Source organism: Hydrotalea flava, from assembly GCF_001623405.1.
Taxonomy (GTDB): Bacteria; Bacteroidota; Bacteroidia; order Chitinophagales; family Chitinophagaceae; genus Hydrotalea; species Hydrotalea flava.
Genome location: NZ_LUHG01000102.1, coordinates 1 through 15,595 on the forward strand (window position 1 = coordinate 1; position 15,595 = coordinate 15,595).

Annotated in this window: 18 protein-coding genes; 17 read left to right on the top strand and 1 reads right to left on the bottom strand. The window is 36.1% G+C overall.

Features of this window, described 5'->3' with window-relative positions; genetic code table 11:
* Nucleotides 1-180 precede the first annotated feature (180 nt).
* Entirely contained in the window at nt 181-603 is a 423-nt protein-coding gene (locus A0F92_RS13590) for a hypothetical protein (protein ID WP_167517095.1), read from the bottom strand.
* Between the two features lie 232 nt (nt 604-835).
* Here A0F92_RS13590 and A0F92_RS13595 point away from each other — a divergent pair, with 232 nt between their 5' ends.
* The 17 genes from A0F92_RS13595 to A0F92_RS13670 all read left to right on the top strand — a co-directional run bounded on the left by A0F92_RS13595 (nt 836) and on the right by A0F92_RS13670 (nt 15,473).
* Nucleotides 836-1,237, top strand: coding sequence for a hypothetical protein (locus A0F92_RS13595; protein ID WP_068247322.1), 402 nt, complete (start codon nt 836-838; stop codon nt 1,235-1,237).
* A 4-nt stretch (nt 1,238-1,241) separates the two neighbouring features.
* The gene (locus A0F92_RS16100; RefSeq protein WP_068247326.1) at nt 1,242-1,466 is read left to right on the top strand and encodes a lipopolysaccharide assembly protein LapA domain-containing protein; all 225 of its coding nucleotides are present in this window, start codon (nt 1,242-1,244) and stop codon (nt 1,464-1,466) included.
* Nucleotides 1,467-1,484: 18 nt separating this feature from the next.
* Nucleotides 1,485-2,048, top strand: coding sequence for a hypothetical protein (locus A0F92_RS13605; protein WP_068247329.1), 564 nt, complete (start codon nt 1,485-1,487; stop codon nt 2,046-2,048).
* 179 nt (nt 2,049-2,227) lie between these two features.
* Nucleotides 2,228-2,665, top strand: a complete 438-nt coding sequence (locus tag A0F92_RS13610) for a hypothetical protein (RefSeq protein WP_167517096.1) — start codon at nt 2,228-2,230, stop codon at nt 2,663-2,665.
* Nucleotides 2,666-2,669: 4 nt separating this feature from the next.
* Complete coding sequence (locus tag A0F92_RS13615; RefSeq protein WP_167517097.1) at nt 2,670-3,101, top strand: hypothetical protein; 432 nt, start codon at nt 2,670-2,672, stop codon at nt 3,099-3,101.
* Nucleotides 3,098-3,271: a hypothetical protein gene (locus A0F92_RS15705; protein WP_167517098.1), complete on the top strand. Its 174-nt coding sequence runs from the start codon at nt 3,098-3,100 to the stop codon at nt 3,269-3,271. Before A0F92_RS13615 ends, A0F92_RS15705 begins: the two co-directional genes overlap by 4 nt.
* Before the next feature lie 309 nt (nt 3,272-3,580).
* Nucleotides 3,581-4,018 carry a very short patch repair endonuclease gene (locus tag A0F92_RS13620; RefSeq protein WP_068247337.1) on the top strand — a complete coding sequence of 146 codons (438 nt, stop codon included), beginning with the start codon at nt 3,581-3,583 and terminating at the stop codon, nt 4,016-4,018.
* Nucleotides 4,015-5,253 (top strand): DNA cytosine methyltransferase, encoded by a 1,239-nt coding sequence (locus A0F92_RS13625; protein WP_068247339.1) that lies wholly within the window; start codon nt 4,015-4,017, stop codon nt 5,251-5,253. Before A0F92_RS13620 ends, A0F92_RS13625 begins: the two co-directional genes overlap by 4 nt.
* Nucleotides 5,250-6,326 (top strand): hypothetical protein, encoded by a 1,077-nt coding sequence (locus tag A0F92_RS13630; protein ID WP_068247342.1) that lies wholly within the window; start codon nt 5,250-5,252, stop codon nt 6,324-6,326. The genes A0F92_RS13625 and A0F92_RS13630 overlap by 4 nt, the downstream gene beginning before the upstream one ends.
* 4 nt (nt 6,327-6,330) lie before the next feature.
* The gene (locus tag A0F92_RS13635) at nt 6,331-7,965 is read left to right on the top strand and encodes an ATP-binding protein (protein WP_068247344.1); all 1,635 of its coding nucleotides are present in this window, start codon (nt 6,331-6,333) and stop codon (nt 7,963-7,965) included.
* Complete coding sequence (locus A0F92_RS13640; protein ID WP_068247353.1) at nt 7,966-10,098, top strand: sensor histidine kinase; 2,133 nt, start codon at nt 7,966-7,968, stop codon at nt 10,096-10,098.
* A gap of 1 nt (nt 10,099) precedes the next feature.
* The gene (locus tag A0F92_RS13645; protein WP_068247356.1) at nt 10,100-11,278 is read left to right on the top strand and encodes a DNA-binding transcriptional response regulator; all 1,179 of its coding nucleotides are present in this window, start codon (nt 10,100-10,102) and stop codon (nt 11,276-11,278) included.
* 370 nt (nt 11,279-11,648) lie between these two features.
* Nucleotides 11,649-12,176, top strand: a complete 528-nt coding sequence (locus A0F92_RS13650) for a hypothetical protein (RefSeq protein ID WP_068247359.1) — start codon at nt 11,649-11,651, stop codon at nt 12,174-12,176.
* A 213-nt stretch (nt 12,177-12,389) separates the two neighbouring features.
* The gene (locus tag A0F92_RS13655; RefSeq protein WP_068247361.1) at nt 12,390-12,977 is read left to right on the top strand and encodes a hypothetical protein; all 588 of its coding nucleotides are present in this window, start codon (nt 12,390-12,392) and stop codon (nt 12,975-12,977) included.
* Nucleotides 12,978-13,243: 266 nt separating this feature from the next.
* A complete protein-coding gene (locus A0F92_RS13660) occupies nt 13,244-13,765 on the top strand; it encodes a hypothetical protein (RefSeq protein ID WP_068247368.1) in 522 nt (173 codons plus the stop codon).
* A 260-nt stretch (nt 13,766-14,025) separates the two neighbouring features.
* Entirely contained in the window at nt 14,026-14,598 is a 573-nt protein-coding gene (locus A0F92_RS13665) for a dihydrofolate reductase family protein (protein ID WP_068247373.1), read from the top strand.
* A gap of 230 nt (nt 14,599-14,828) precedes the next feature.
* Nucleotides 14,829-15,473 (top strand): DUF4145 domain-containing protein, encoded by a 645-nt coding sequence (locus A0F92_RS13670; protein ID WP_068247375.1) that lies wholly within the window; start codon nt 14,829-14,831, stop codon nt 15,471-15,473.
* Nucleotides 15,474-15,595 lie beyond the last annotated feature (122 nt).

The window sequence follows — 15,595 nt, forward strand, 5'->3', positions numbered from 1 at the left end:
CATGTAACAACGGCTTGGCAAAAAAGCGGCTGACGCAGTCCTAAGACGCATTTTTTTTAAATAATCTATCGGAATTCTAATTATCTTTATTCTAAACAATCCGCTTCTTCGCCAAGCCCGGGGCGTTACATGCAACCTGAGACACAAGCAGGTTCAAATTCATAGCAGGACTTTAATGCGCTAATTTTTTTGCTTCTTACTGATAAACTTGTTTGACAACGCTTCATTAAAAACTGAACTTTTCAATTTATAAAGGACGTATCTCAGCGAAGCCCACTCCGATACTTTTGGTTCGCTTATCATTGACATATGGGCGACAGCAACTGTAACAAATCGTTCAGCTTTTATTATCGTAGCGACGTATCGCAGCGAAGCCCACTCCGATACTTTTGGTTCGCTTATCATCGGCATATGGGCGACAGCAGCTGTAACAAATCGTTCAGCTTTTATTATCGTAGCGACGTATCGCAGCGAAGCCCACTCCGATACTTTTGGTTCGCTTATCATTGACATATGGGCGACAGCAACTGTAACAAATAGTTCAGCTTTTTTATCGTAGCGAATGGATGAAAAAAAGATGAAATAAAAAAGGGTCGGCTGCATGTAACAACGGCTTGGCAAAAAAGCGGCTGACGCAGTCCTAAGACGCATTTTTTTTAAATAATCTATCGGAATTCTAATTATCTTTATTCTAAACAATCCGCTTCTTCGCCAAGCCCGGGGCGTTATAGCCAATGGTAGGACGACAGACACAGCAAAATGACCACACATTTCAAAGGAGAGAATGCCGAAAATCTTTAAGAGTAGGTATTAAATAAAATTAAAAACAAAAAAAATGAGAACAATCAAACATTTAGCAATTATCGGAGTGGTAGCACTAATGTCAGCTTGTGCAAGCACAGCCAATTTTCCCGTTTCGAGTACAGTACCTGCTGCGGATATTACCGCTACAAAAAAACAGGACAAAAACAAAAATTACGTTATTGAAGTAACTGCAAGAAACTTAGCGGAAGCTAGTAGATTAAATCCACCAAAAAACAACTACAGTGTTTGGATAGTTGCTGAAAATGGAACCACTAAAAATGTTGGTCAATTAATTAACAAAAATGCTAAAAAAGCAACTTTAAAAACAACAACTCCATTTAATGTAAAGGAAATTTTCATTACAGCAGAGGAACAAGGAAATCTAACTTATCCTGCAGGTATTGAAATTTCTCGAACTACTTTCAATAAGTAATGTAATGAGGATTATAAAAACAATTTTACTGCTACTCCTTATCGGAGTAGCAGTTATTTTTATTGTACAAAATTTAGAAACCGTACAGTTGTCTTTTTTAAAATGGAGTGTTACTATACCTTTGTCGTTTGCAACTGCTATAATTTACATTTTAGGTGCAATTTCGGGTGGTTTAATATTTTCAATTCTGAAAAAACTAACAATAGAAGATTCTGACAAGAAAGGTTAATCTCTAAAAACAAACAAAATGAGTACAGTAGAAAAAAATAATTTGGTTGAAACCTCTCAAAGTAAAACCAAAAACACATTCAAAGAAAAAATTGTTGGCTTTTTCAAAAATAATAAGGTTGCAACAGTTTTAACCGTATTGTTGTTGGTAGTTTTTATCTGGTTTTCCATTAAAATTCGCATAAACGAGAAAACCTTTAATAATGAGAAAACACAATTGATAACTCAATATGAAAGCAAAATTGACAGTTTGCAAATAAAGCACCTTGAGTTTGCTACAGAAGTTTTTTCGTGGTCAGTAAGAAGCGAATTACTAAGGAATAACACTGAAAATCTCAATCAATTACTCAGTATTTTTGTCCGACAGTCTGGAGCAGATTTGGTGCAACTTGTAAACCCAAAGGACAATATTGTTCTATTATCGTCAGACAAGAAATTTGAAGGAACTACTCTTGAAACAACAGCTTTTTCAAACCTTACAAGCACTAAAGTTTATACAGAAGAAAATTTAGTAAAAATTGTCAGTCCTGTAATGGGATTTAACGATAAAATTGGGGTTCTGCTAGTAGTGTTGAATAAATAACCACTGGCTATAACAGCAGTTTGGCAAAATGGCGGGTTCAGTGCTAAATTGAACATTCGGTTTTCAAATGAAGTTTAGTGCTAAATTGAAAGTAAGTGCTTCTAAATCCGCCACTTCGCCAAGCTGCAAAACGTTGTGCGTCAGCTTAAAAGACAGACCAGTAATAATATAATCAACCTTTGACAGAACTAAAAACCATAAACAAAATAATAGGTGCAACGACCATTGGACTGAATATTTTCATTTACATACCCTGGACTTGGGAAATTATTATGACAGGTGGTGGAAACGAAGGTTGGGGATTAATTTTCCTTCCAACGACTTTTGCTTTTCACCTTTTTATTATAACAGGAATGTTTTCATTTCTAGACAATGAAAGACTTGACAAAAAAATCTTCAAGACAACATTATTGTCGATTTGGTTCCTTTTAAGTCTAATAACTTTGATAAATTTTGGCTGGATTGCGACTTTAGTTATGGCTATTGTGATAATTATCTTTTTCTCACTAATAGGCTTGACGGTTCATAGAAAGTTGAACATTGAAAAATCTATTTTAATCACAAATTCAGTAGGCTCTTTAGGAATGTTAGCGACCCAATTATTATTAAACTTGTAACACATTGAATAAAAAGCAAACCATATTAACTAAATTCTATAATGACATAATTGTTATCACTTTTTCGTTGCTGTTTTTTATAGTGACAACTACAATTATCTCTATGATGTTGAGTGGCAGTAGAATTGACGGGATGTTTAAAGGAATATATTTTGGGTTGGGACTATCTATGGCTACATTCTACTACCTGCGTGGACAATTCAAAATATTGACAACCATAATTCAAGCATTATTAAATACAGCATTGACAGTTTTAACATTTTTCGGAATGGACTATTTAATTGGTGACAATGAAACGTCTAAAATTGCTTATGGTTATGTTTACATTCTAATTTCAATACCTCTTTTCATTACTACATACAAACAAATTTTAGACAACTTTGCGACAAAATTAAATGCAGACAAAAGAGCTAAAGAACCAGTAAATTTAACTTGAGAACACGAGACAATTATATTGACAGAAAAGAAAGCCGAACGCACAACAGGCGTTTGGCTCAATGGCGGGTGAAGTGGTTAATTGAACATTCTACTACGCATCAACTTTTGTGGTGTATTGACAGTTTTGTGCTACGAAATCCGCCACTGCGCCAAGCGCCAAAACGTTAGCAGAAAGCGTATTTGACAGCATCGCAACAATTAAACAGATGACTAAAAAATTAAACTAAGCAATACGACAAACTATTTTGACAGGTGGCCATATATATAACAGCAACTCGACTTCGGGACACATCAGCTTGACAGGCAGACACGCAAGTCAACGCAATAAAAAAATTAAAACACCCCCACCGCACAAAAAAATGAATTTCTATGGCTACCCGCATTGCACACATTTGGTGGCTGCCCTATCCTCAAACCCCATGCAAAGCAGCCACCAAAAGAGTGCAATTTTGCCGACCCACATTTTAACTTCGTATTATGACAGATGTGCATGATAAAATAACAAGAAGTTACAATATGAGCCAAATCAAAGGCAAAGACACAAAGCCAGAGATGATGGTAAGAAAGTATATTTTCTCAAAAGGATTTCGTTACAGACTTCATGACAAGCGACTTCCGGGTAAACCAGACATTGTTTTACCGAAAATGAAAGTTGCTGTGTTCATTCATGGTTGCTTTTGGCATGGTCATACAAATTGCAGGTATTTTGTCTTACCAAAAACCCGGACAGAATGGTGGTTGAAAAAAATTGAACGTAATAAACAACTCGACAGTGAAAATTTATTAAAATTGAAGGATGCTGGTTGGAAAGTTTTCACCATTTTTGAATGTAAATTAAAGCCGAATTTAAGAGCGAAAACACTTGAGAACTTAGTAAAAAAACTAAAGACAATATCAGAACAGAAGGAAAAGTGAAACAGTTAAATTACATAGACCTATTTGCTGGTGCATCAGCATTATCAGAGGGCTTCAAGCAATTGAAGTTTAATCCGGTTGCTCATATCGAAATGGACACAGAAGCGTGTTTAACGATAAAGACACGGGAAGCATATCACCATTTGAAAGAAATAAACAAACTGGACACGTATTACGACTACATTAGCGGAAATATATCACGTGATTCTTTATACAAACATATACCATCAGAAAAAGCAAATTCTGTGATTAACGCTGAAATTTCAGATTCATCGCTAAAACATATTTTTAAAACTATTGAAACCAATCTTAAACAACTACCCAATAGTGAACTTGATTTAATTGTTGGTGGACCACCTTGTCAGGCATACTCATTAATTGGCAGACATGGTGTTGATTGGGAGAATGACCATCGTTTAAAGCTTTATGTTCAATATGGCAGATTTTTAAAAGAATTCAAACCTAAAGCATTTGTGTTTGAAAATGTCCCTGGAATTTACAGTGCCAATAATGGTTCTCACTTTACACATCTGAAAAAATATTTCCGAAAACTTGGATATGAAATAGATGACCGGATACTTAATGCCAAAGATTACGGTGTTTTGCAAAATCGCAGAAGAGTAATCATTGTTGGATGGAGAAAAGACATCCAATTTTCATTCCCTGAGTTAAAACCAATTGTTCACAATTATACAGTAGAAGACATTTTTTCTGACTTATCTCCCCTTACTCCGGGTCAGGTCATTAACAAAGGGAAATACAGAAAAGAACCATCAGATTATTTAAAACAATTTGATTTAAGCAACGGAGTTGACTTCTACACTCAACATATTTCAAGACCACATAACAGCAACGACCTGAAAATTTATAAGATAGCAATTCAGAAATGGGAAGATGAAAACAAAAGATTAAAATACACAGACATTCCTGAAAAACTAAGAACACAGAAAAACACTGATTCATTCCTTGACCGATTCAAAGTTGTTGATGGTAAAGGTATTTCGCATACAGTTGTTGCACACATTTCAAAAGACGGACACTATTACATTCACCCAAGTATTAACCAATGCCGCTCAATTTCTGTGAGAGAAGCTGCAAGGATTCAATCATTTCCGGATAATTTCTTTTTTGAAGGGTCAAGAACTGCTGCCTTCAGACAAATCGGAAATGCTGTTCCACCGCTATTGTCTCTGGCTATAGCCAACGGTATTAAAAAGCTGTTTCAGAAAATATGAGCATAACCTTTCGTGAAATACTAAATCAAAAATCATGGAGCAGCTATGAAGATTACATAGCAGAGGGTATTAACCAATATTCAACTGAACTATCAAAAGATATTTCAGAGGGAAGAAAACATAAGAAAGCTATACGTGAGTTCATTGAAAAGAATTTTGAGATAAAGAGAGTCCCTGAGGAACTTGAAGCCGAAAAAAATCTTCTTGCATCCGGTGAAGTTGTAGGGATTGACGGGACAATAGCAACACATAAGACAATTACCGGGACAATGGCACAGATAGGAGTTGTAGCCGTGAATTATCTGAACGAGAAAATTCAACACTCCTATTTTATCTCCGAAGCAAAATATAAACAGGACATCAAAGATGTTGCAGATTATCTATACTCACATGAAAGCATAAACAAGGTTGTTTCTGCTCCTGTATTAAGAGCAGCTTTACAAGTAAGGGAACGAGAACTTGGGCTTGACGATAAGTTTAAAGACAAATACAAAATTTATCATGGGCCCTTGATTCCTTTTGAAATGCTTGCCAATCCGGGAAAAGCTGAAATGAAAATTCTTGATGTAACAGTCGAGATTCTTGAAAAGATAATAGCAAACAGAAAATGTTTCAGTATTGTTAGCCGTTCACAAAATGATGCATACATTAGAATCGGCCTTTCATTAAATCCCGGTGAATATGTTCAATTGAAAAAATCTGTAGGACTTGAAATTTTAGAAGACAGAACACTACTTAAAGATAAAGACCGTTGGCGTGAAGAAGATTTTCTAAAAGTGAACAATTTTATCAACCAAAGAGCAATGAAAATAAAAGTTGGTGTGATAAAAATTTCACAACGACCTTATGTGTTTCATGCACATGAAGAAATCTTTGACCTTGCTGCAAGGATAATTTCCCGTGATGCAATGTTTCAAAAAGAAAAAGGATTTCCCTTGCTGGTAGATTATGCTGACAACCTTTGTTCAACGTATTTCAAAGCAAGCGACTTTAATAAAATAATAGAATATCAATTGGCTAAGGAAGGAGAATTCCTATCCGAAATGTCAGAAGAAACATTAAGACAAAAGTAAAATCATGGAATTAGATAAAAAACTGGCTTTAGGTTTTGTAAACTTCGATTCGGGGGTTGGTTCAAACAATGAAGTTGAAATACGTGTTCCTTATGATAAACTCAAAGAATTATCAAGAGGTAAATACGTAATTATTCCCCATGATACAGACGGATATTACTATTTAGCAAGACTTACAAGAGGCCCATTCTTTACTCCAGATGCTGTAAGCCGTGATTCAGCATTTGCAAGAGCATCTATTGTGCAGGCAGGTGATATTGCTTTTATTCCCGATTATCACGGAATAGGATATTGTGAATTAATTGGTTTGTTTCATTACAACTCATCACACCTGTCGGGTGTGCAGACAAGACCGCATCCAAAATCACCTGTTTACAATCTACCACCTGATAAAATTCAGGAACTATTGAAACTCAAAGGCAACATGTATTTGGGTCAATTAAGCGGTTATGAAGGAATTCGTGTATATCTTGATGCTAATTCAAAAGTAGTTTTGCCCCGAAACATTGGAATATTCGGAACTGTGGGGTCAGGAAAAACCAATTCATCTCAGGTATTAATTGAGGAGGCAGCAGCAGCGGGGTGGGCAGTTGTTGTTCTTGATGTTGAAGGGGAGTATATTTCAATGGACAAACCCAATTCTGAAATAGAGCATAATCCCGGACTGAAAAAGAAAGCAGAGCAGTATCAGATAACACCGGAAGGGTTAAGAGCATTTCAGGTTTACAACCCTGCGGGAACTGACAGCAAAAGAACAGATTCTTTAGAGTTTAGTATTCCATTTGGAAGTTTATCTCCTTATGAACTTTCCGCAATTATGGGAATGAATGAAACGCAGGAAGACCGTTTTATTGATTTATGGGATAAACAGGTTGCTGACATAACAACTAAATCAACCAAACCCAAAAATCCAAAAAATCAATGGAAAGCAATTGACGAAAATAAATTCCAGGAAGAACCCGAATATCCTGATTTAACAATTCAATCCCTGCTTGAAAGGTTAAATGTTGAAGTTACAGAGCAAAAAGGTTCTTCAAAAGCGTCATGGCTTGTAGTAAAAAGATTGCTGAATCGTTTGAGAAGATTTGGAATTTTTGATTCAACAGATGATTTGCTTGATGTTGGAGATTTTTTGAAAGCAGGTAAAGTATCGGTTTTAGATTTAAGCAATTCATACACAGTTCAGGTAAACAACATAGTTATTGCATATTTACTACGGAAGATTTTTGACAGCAAAATTTCTAATCCCGACTTACCGCCAACAATTATTTTTATTGAAGAAGCTCACACATTTGTAAGTAAAGAGAATGCTTCAAAAATGGAAGCGTTACTTGACCGTTTGCGTGAAGTAACAAGGCGTGGTAGAAAACGCTGGCTTGGTTTGTGTTTTATTTCACAGCAACCATCACATTTACCAGAGGAGATATTTGAGTTGTGTAACACTAAAATTATTCATCAAACAACCGGAAACAGAAATCTTAATGCCTTGAAAATTTCAGGAGGCAACGTAAATGAGGCAATTTGGGATGATGTGCCTACTTTAGGGCAAGGAAGAAGCATTATTATTTCACCGCAATATCAACATCCGATTATGACAAACATGCGGATTTGTAAAACAAACAGAGAGCACACAGACTAAATGAAAGAAATAAATTTTACACCCAAGGCGAGACTTATAAAAATTCTCGGTGAGCAACTAATAAAAGATGCCACAGTCGGAATTATTGAGTTAGTAAAAAACTCCTACGATGCTGATGCAACTAAAGTGGAAATTGTAATGCATTCCTTGAATACACCTGATGCAAAAATTATAATTCGTGATAATGGAACAGGAATGGATTTGCCAACTTTCACAAATAAGTGGATGAATCCTGCTACCGGACACAAAGAAGAGCAAAAAGAGAGAAAAGAGAGAACAAAACTTAAAAGATTGCCGCTTGGTGAAAAAGGAGTTGGAAGATTTGCTGCACAACAAATCGGAAATCATCTTAACATGATAACCAAGACCATTGAAACTGAACAAGAACTATTTGTAGAAATTGACTGGTCAAAATTTGACGAAAGAGGAAAAGATTTGCATGAAGTTACTGTTGGATATAAAATGCAAACCTCTGACAGATTTAAGTATAAAGAAACGGGGACAATACTTGAAATAACAAAGTTAAAATCAGAATGGACTAAGGACGAAATCGCAAAAGTTTCCAATTCACTTCGCAGAATGAAAAGTCCTTTCAAAGGGGCTAACAATTTTGATGTATCACTACGATTTGAAAATTGCCCGGAAGAATTAGAAAGATATGCAGACCTTGAAACATCGGACATACTTGAAAAAGCACATTATACCTTTTTTGCAATAGTAAATGACAAAGGTGATGTTGATTATGATTATCAATTCAAAATGCCGGGGTTTAAAACATTAAAGCATTCAGGCAAGGCAAATATTCTAAAAGAAACAAAAGAGGTTGTCAGACAAAATGTTGAGGTTGGAGAGTTCCTAATCAACCTTCATGTTTATGATAAGAGCTCCGATAAACTAAAAGTATCTAACATCAATAAAAAGGATTTAGCAGAATGGTGCGGTGTAAGTGTTTACAGAGATGGAATAAGAATAATGCCCTACGGAGAAAGAGGAAACGATTGGTTGAACTTGGATAATAGAAGAATACAATCTCCCGGAATGAGGGTGGGTAATGAGAATGTTATCGGAATGATTGAAATAAATCAGGACTCCAATACACATCTCAAGGATAAAACTAACCGGGAAGGACTAATAGAAGATGAATACTATGAGAAGTTTCGTTCACTGATTTTTGGTGCTTTTACAATATTTGAAGGCATACAATATGAAGACAGAAAGAGAATGACTCCCGTAAAGGAGAAAACCAGCAATGAAAAAATTGAAGCCAAAGTTACCAACGTAAAAGCTGATCTTAATGAGATTAAAAAGAAAGTTGAGGAAAGCGACCTGAAAACAGCAACAGCAACCAAACCTATTTTAAATAAGGTAGAACAGCAGGTAACAGAGTTAAAGCAACAGGTAACCGATACAATTGATGAACTGGAAAAGGATAAGCAAATACTTTTCAATCTTGCCGGAACAGGTCTTGCAGCAGAAAGGTTTACTCATGAATTTGCACGTCTTGTAAGTGGAGCATTATCATCCTTAGAAAGATTAAAAAAACGAATTGACCTTACAGATGCAAAGACCAAGAAAGAAGTAGATTCAATTAGCGGGGCGTTGGAAGCTCTACGAAATGATATTCGTTTGTTGGGCCCAATGTTTTACATCAAAAAAGTTGCTAAAGAAAAAGAACTAAGTATTGCTGAAATAATAAAAAATACAATTTCGCTACAAGAGCCATTTATAGAAAAAGCCGGAATTGAATTGATAGTTGAAGGCGATTCATTTGACATTACAATGCGGGAAGGTTCATGTATGCAAATATTCAACAATCTTATTGACAATGCTATTTTTTGGTGTTCAAGGAAGTCTGAAACAGATAAGAAGCAAATCAAGATTCTCATTAATGCAAAAGAGAAAACGGTTTATATTTCTGACAGTGGTCCCGGAATAGCCACACGATATAGAGATAAAATTTTTGACCCTTTCTTCTCAATGAAAGGTGAAGATGGCAGAGGTCTTGGTCTTTACATTGTAAAGGAAATAATGGACGAGAAAAATTTTGGAATCTACCTTGTAACAGAAGATGATTTCAAAGGATTATTGACGGGAGCGACTTTTAAATTAGTATTTAACGATAATAAAGAATAGAATGAAAAGAGTTTTAATTATAGACGATGAAGTCGAAAATCAAAGCGAAGCAATATTACAAGGATTTGAAGGAAGCCAAACAGAAGTTATTCTTTGTGCCACAAAAGACGAGGGTTTGAAGTGGATAAAAAGCAAAGCTCTTTTTGATTGTATCGTTCTTGACTGGTTTCTTGAAGAACCAGACTCATCCATATTAAGTAAACAGATTTTGGCAGAGTTAAATGGAAAATACTATGCACCTGTGATGATTTATTCCCAACATGCTGATGAGTTCAAGAATGAGTTAGAGCAAGGAACTATTTCATATCCGAAAAACCTAATTAGAGAATTTCAAAAGGACAATTTTTCTGAGATAAACTCAAAAATTGAAGAATGGCTGACATCTGAATACACTGCAAAACTTTCCAATATTTATTTGAAAGAAGTTTATGATAAGATTCACAAAACATTTTGGAGTTTGAACGAAATCAAAGATGGAAACATAGCAGCAGTTTATAAAAGCATCATATCTGAAAATGGGAATATTGATTGGTCAAATGATTTCATCATAAATATTTTGCTACAAAGTGTGACTACAGACAAATTTTTTAGGGATAATGTTCAGCCATTAATAGCTCAGGTTCAGGCAGCACAACTCCAAACTACCTCGGATGACAAACGAAAAGTCATTAACAAAATACTTTATTATAAATCATCTCCGGAATTCCTTTCAAATGGCGATATAGTAAAAATTAATTCCGGTGAGCAAAGTTGTTATGGCTTTATCGCTACACCTGACTGCGACCTATCACAGGGAAATACTCGTTATATAGAGTTTATTGAACTAGTAAAATTTCTATCTGTTCCGCTTGGCAACTCTAATAACACCATTTCAGAGGGAAAAAGTGGCAATCATTTTTTTCTTCCCGCAGTTCAGGAGGAAAACGAGCTAATTGATTTGGTTGCTGTATTCAAGGCAAATCATTTCATCACTGCGAAGGACAACAGAAGTGATAAATATCCCGGTGTTGCTAACAGAATTAAATATGCTGACACATTTATTTACAAGAATACTGACTGTGCTATGACTTACATTTGTTCTCTTGTGAATCCATACAAATCTGAATTACTTCAGAAAAGAATTTCACACAATAGTAGAGTTGGCATTCCATCAGTATATGAGTATCTAAAAGGAAATTGACCTATGCCGCAGTCACACACATTTGCAAACCGCTGCAAGCCCACGCAAAGACCAAAGTTTGCAAAAGAGTGTGGCTGCCCGACCCAAGAAGAAATTCATTTTTTCCCTCCCACCCTTCGGTGTTTTAATTTTTTTGCCAACGCACAACCCATGACAGACAAGCATTTTGACAGTTCAGAGCGTAAGCAAAAAGTAGTGCATCTTGACACGGAGGACAGAACGCCATCTGCTAACATGGGTTTGGCGTCATGCGGGGTGACGTGCTTAAATTCAATTGCAGTTTTTCAAATCAACTTTAGTGCTTGGTTGACAGTTTTGTGCCCTGAAATCCCGCACGAACGCCAAGCCCAAAAACGTTAGCGGTTATTTTATGAAAAGCAAGAGCAAGCCAGTTCAACAATATATTTATCATGAAATAGATGATAATGATAAAATTGAAAAGTTTCTAGAAAAGACTGCACCATTAATTGGACAAATAGTACACAGATTTAACACGCTTGAAGAATGTTTGAATCTTGAAATTTGTCAATGGTTAAATGACCGGTCAGACTCATATGGACTTATTGTTCTGCACAAATTAAATTACTCCTCAAAAGTTGACTTATTAAAACGTTTCTGCATCACATACGAAAATGATTGCAAGTTAAAATTACCTACACTCAACAAACTAATAGATTCCCTAAATGAGGCAGGACGTTTGCGAAATGCAGTAGTTCATGCAGAATGGGAAAATACAGATTTTGAAGGCTATACGCATGTGAATATCAAATTTAAACATGATGGATTTCGACAAGAATACATTCAGTTTACAGAGGACTCATTAAAATCGATTATAAAACTTATTAATGACACTATAAAGCTTTTCGACCTAGTTGACGACGAAAAAAACAACCGCTAACATCGCATTGCAACAATTGTGGCTGAGGAATAACTTTTTTCAGCTACATATAAAATCTCAGCATCAGTTCAGGCTGAAGGGATTTTAATCAGCTGAATAACATATTCTCAACTTTCAGTATATTTATTCAGCAACGGTAAGCCAGGCTGGACGGAAATGCATTCCACAACTGCTTCAATGCCTGGACGTTGGTAGCAATTGTAAAACGACACCGTGATACCGAAACAAGTAGAGCGACTTCAGACAAAAATTTCTAACATCAAGCGGACACTTGCTGCCGAAAAGCGAAAGTTTGGCTGCTATGACGACAGCCGTGGACTTCGCTATCTGCCAACAAAATATTTTGTTCAATTGCAGGACTACAAAGAGGGACTTACGTATCTGCGGTGGTTCAGCAAGAATTTTCCGGACGACGGCGGTTTTCCTGACTTTTTATTTCAGTGGACAATCATTCTTTTCAAGTGCGGTAAGACCCAAGACGCAGCTAAAAAGGCGTTTGAAACCTTTTGCGCCAACACTTACCTGTTTGACAAGTTCTTTGGCAGACCCATAACTCCAATTCTGAAGTGGGAAGGCTCTAACCTGGAAGTTCCAGGTTTTACAGAATATCTGGACTATTCAAGTGGACAAGCGGAACTTGCCGACTTTAGTGAGTGGCTGTACCGCCTCATTACATCAGAGGTCTTCAAAAGCCGCTGTGACAAATACATTGACATTCACAAGCAGCTTAAGACGGAAAGTGATTGGGAGACACGACGCTACCTGATTATGCAGGCGAGACAATTGCAAGAAACAATATGACGAACAACATGCTACCAACAAAAGGCTTGGGCGCTATGCCGGCGGACTGTAACGCAGCCACTCAGCTTCAGTTAACTATCAGCTGTAGTTCGGTCAGGCGACGTTCTATCAGCTGTTCGTTGTATTTTAAACTTTTGTATATTTATTCAGCAATCGTTCCCGGCTGACGGTTTTTCAAATTCCGCCACATCGCCAAGCCCTGGGCGTTGTGCGTTATACCACGACTATCTATTATCAAGGAATTAATCTTTCAAATAAAATTTATAATGAAGAAACTTTTTTTAGCTTTTATTATTACGACTTTCGCAAATTATTTTATTGCATGTAATAAATCTAACTCCCCGAGTACACAACCGACTTATCAAAAATTGGTTTTAGGTAAATGGGTTTATGCCCATTCAAACAAGTACGATAGCGTTTTTGCAAGCGGTGGTTTTGCTACACATACTCAATCATCTAATCTCGATTCAAATCACAATTATCTGCTATTTACTGACAGCAACATCTTATATTCTGTTCAATACGGCTGGGGAGCAGGTATGAGTGGTACTATATACAATGACACAGTGCATTATACGATAGTAGGCAATAATATCTTTTTGTCATGGCCAGCAGGGATTAACATGTATGCTGGACCGACAACTTTTACGTATCCTACCTATCAAGACACTATAGTCATAAAATCATTGACAGAAAGCAGTTTTACACTGACTCGGAATTATCATTTTAAGCATTTTATAGTAAATAGTGGAGAAGTAAAACAAAGTATTGACAGTTTAATAAGATGATGAAAGTACAAACGCACAACAAGCAGTTTTGCACAAGCGGGGCTGACCTGCTAAGAATCAGCATTAGTGCAGGTTTCAGCTATAGTTCCATCTGACGTAACTCTGTTGAGCAATAGTAATAACAATGAACTTTTATTTATAAATTTGGCTACAGTTACGAGCAGACTAATATCTTTTTCCCGCCTGCGCAAAGCTGTACCGTTAGCGGTCATTGTAAAAAGACTCTACAAACCACCGACAACAACAAAAAACAAAACCATATGAGAAAAATAATTTCATTTATGCACATATCACTTGACGGTTTTGTAGCAGGACCGAACGGAGAAATGAACTGGATTAAAGTTGATGAAGAGATTTTTGATCATGTCGGTAAGCGGATAAGCCAAGGTGACACTTCATTGTATGGACGAGTAACCTATCAGATGATGGAAAATTACTGGCCTACCGCAGCAGACAAGCCGACAGCGTCCAAGCACGACATTGAACATTCAAAGTGGTACAAAAACGTCCACAAAGTTGTTTTATCAAAATCGATGAAAGATGCAGATTTGACTAACACAACAATTATTAGCGACAACCTTTCGGACAGCATAAATGCAATAAAACAACAAGCAGGTAACGATATCTTCCTTTTTGGTAGCCCGACAGCAACACATTCACTTATTCAACTGAACTTAATTGACGGTTACTGGCTATTTGTTAATCCAATTATTCTTGGACGAGGCATTCCATTGTTTGTAGACATCAAAGACAAAATAAAACTACAACTATTGACTACTCGACAATTTTCTTGCGGAGTAACTGAACTGAATTATACAGTGGACAGAGAATAACAACGAACCGCTAACATGGTATTGCGGCAAGTGGGGCGGACAATCAAACTTCAGCAGTTGCGCACTACCCTACTTCAGTCCAGGCTGGACGTTTTCCAATTTGGCTTTTGAATTTTATCTTGTACTTTAGTTTTTCAATCGGCTTTTGTTCCAAGCTGGACAATCATCAATTCCCCACCTGACAGCAATACCTGTCCGTTAGCGGTAATGTTAGACACAGACACAGTAGAATGAAAAAGAAGATAGCAATTAGCGTTTATATAAGTGATAAAAGGAAATGCCTTTTTCCTGAACAATTCGACTTATGGGAAAGGTCAGATTGGAATGACGATTTACCTCCGTTTTTTAAAAGGCTTAACAAAATAGAAGACGACCGTTCGTTTGTCATTTTAGCGACTTCAGTTCTTGAATATCAAATTGACAGATTTCTAAAAGCTTTTATTCCTAATCATCAAATATTAATAAATGACAAGATGAATCTTGTTACAAAAATCAATCTCATAAGAGCTTTCAATCTAATTCCAGAGCATTTTCCAGATATGCTTGACAACATTAGAAATATTAGAAATGATTTTGCACATAATTTAAAAATTGACAATTTTAATGACGCAAATGAATCTGAAAAGTTACCCGGACACATTGAAGAAATGAGAAGGCTTTGGTATAAATTTCAGAATGATATGTGTTACTGGCAAGAAGACAAGCCTCTGCGATTGATGTTTAAAGACATTTGGAGAGTTTGTGTTGAAGGTCTGAGAGTATTTGAATCAAACGTTAGACTTTTTAGACAAGAAACTGAAAAAAAAGAATTTATAAATCATTTAAATAATCTGTCAAAGGAGTTAAGAAACACACGGGAGAAGGCAGAAATGTAAGCTCCCCCAAAAATAGTACGTTTTATAAGTAGACAAAAAATGTATAACTTTAAAACGTTTAATTATGAAAAAGAGTAGATTCAGTCCCCATCAGATTGCCAGTATTTTAAAAGAGTTCGATC

Excerpts from the sequence above, each read along its gene's own strand:
- A0F92_RS13590 (WP_167517095.1), bottom strand. The coding sequence starts at position 603 with ATGCAGCCGACCCTTTTTTATTTCATCTTTTTTTCATCCATTCGCTAC.
- A0F92_RS13595 (WP_068247322.1), top strand. The coding sequence starts at position 836 with ATGAGAACAATCAAACATTTAGCAATTATCGGAGTGGTAGCACTAATG.
- A0F92_RS16100 (WP_068247326.1), top strand. The coding sequence starts at position 1,242 with ATGAGGATTATAAAAACAATTTTACTGCTACTCCTTATCGGAGTAGCA.
- A0F92_RS13605 (WP_068247329.1), top strand. The coding sequence starts at position 1,485 with ATGAGTACAGTAGAAAAAAATAATTTGGTTGAAACCTCTCAAAGTAAA.
- A0F92_RS13620 (WP_068247337.1), top strand. The coding sequence starts at position 3,581 with ATGACAGATGTGCATGATAAAATAACAAGAAGTTACAATATGAGCCAA.
- A0F92_RS13630 (WP_068247342.1), top strand. The coding sequence starts at position 5,250 with ATGAGCATAACCTTTCGTGAAATACTAAATCAAAAATCATGGAGCAGC.
- A0F92_RS13635 (WP_068247344.1), top strand. The coding sequence starts at position 6,331 with ATGGAATTAGATAAAAAACTGGCTTTAGGTTTTGTAAACTTCGATTCG.
- A0F92_RS13640 (WP_068247353.1), top strand. The coding sequence starts at position 7,966 with ATGAAAGAAATAAATTTTACACCCAAGGCGAGACTTATAAAAATTCTC.
- A0F92_RS13645 (WP_068247356.1), top strand. The coding sequence starts at position 10,100 with ATGAAAAGAGTTTTAATTATAGACGATGAAGTCGAAAATCAAAGCGAA.
- A0F92_RS13650 (WP_068247359.1), top strand. The coding sequence starts at position 11,649 with ATGAAAAGCAAGAGCAAGCCAGTTCAACAATATATTTATCATGAAATA.
- A0F92_RS13660 (WP_068247368.1), top strand. The coding sequence starts at position 13,244 with ATGAAGAAACTTTTTTTAGCTTTTATTATTACGACTTTCGCAAATTAT.
- A0F92_RS13665 (WP_068247373.1), top strand. The coding sequence starts at position 14,026 with ATGAGAAAAATAATTTCATTTATGCACATATCACTTGACGGTTTTGTA.
- A0F92_RS13670 (WP_068247375.1), top strand. The coding sequence starts at position 14,829 with ATGAAAAAGAAGATAGCAATTAGCGTTTATATAAGTGATAAAAGGAAA.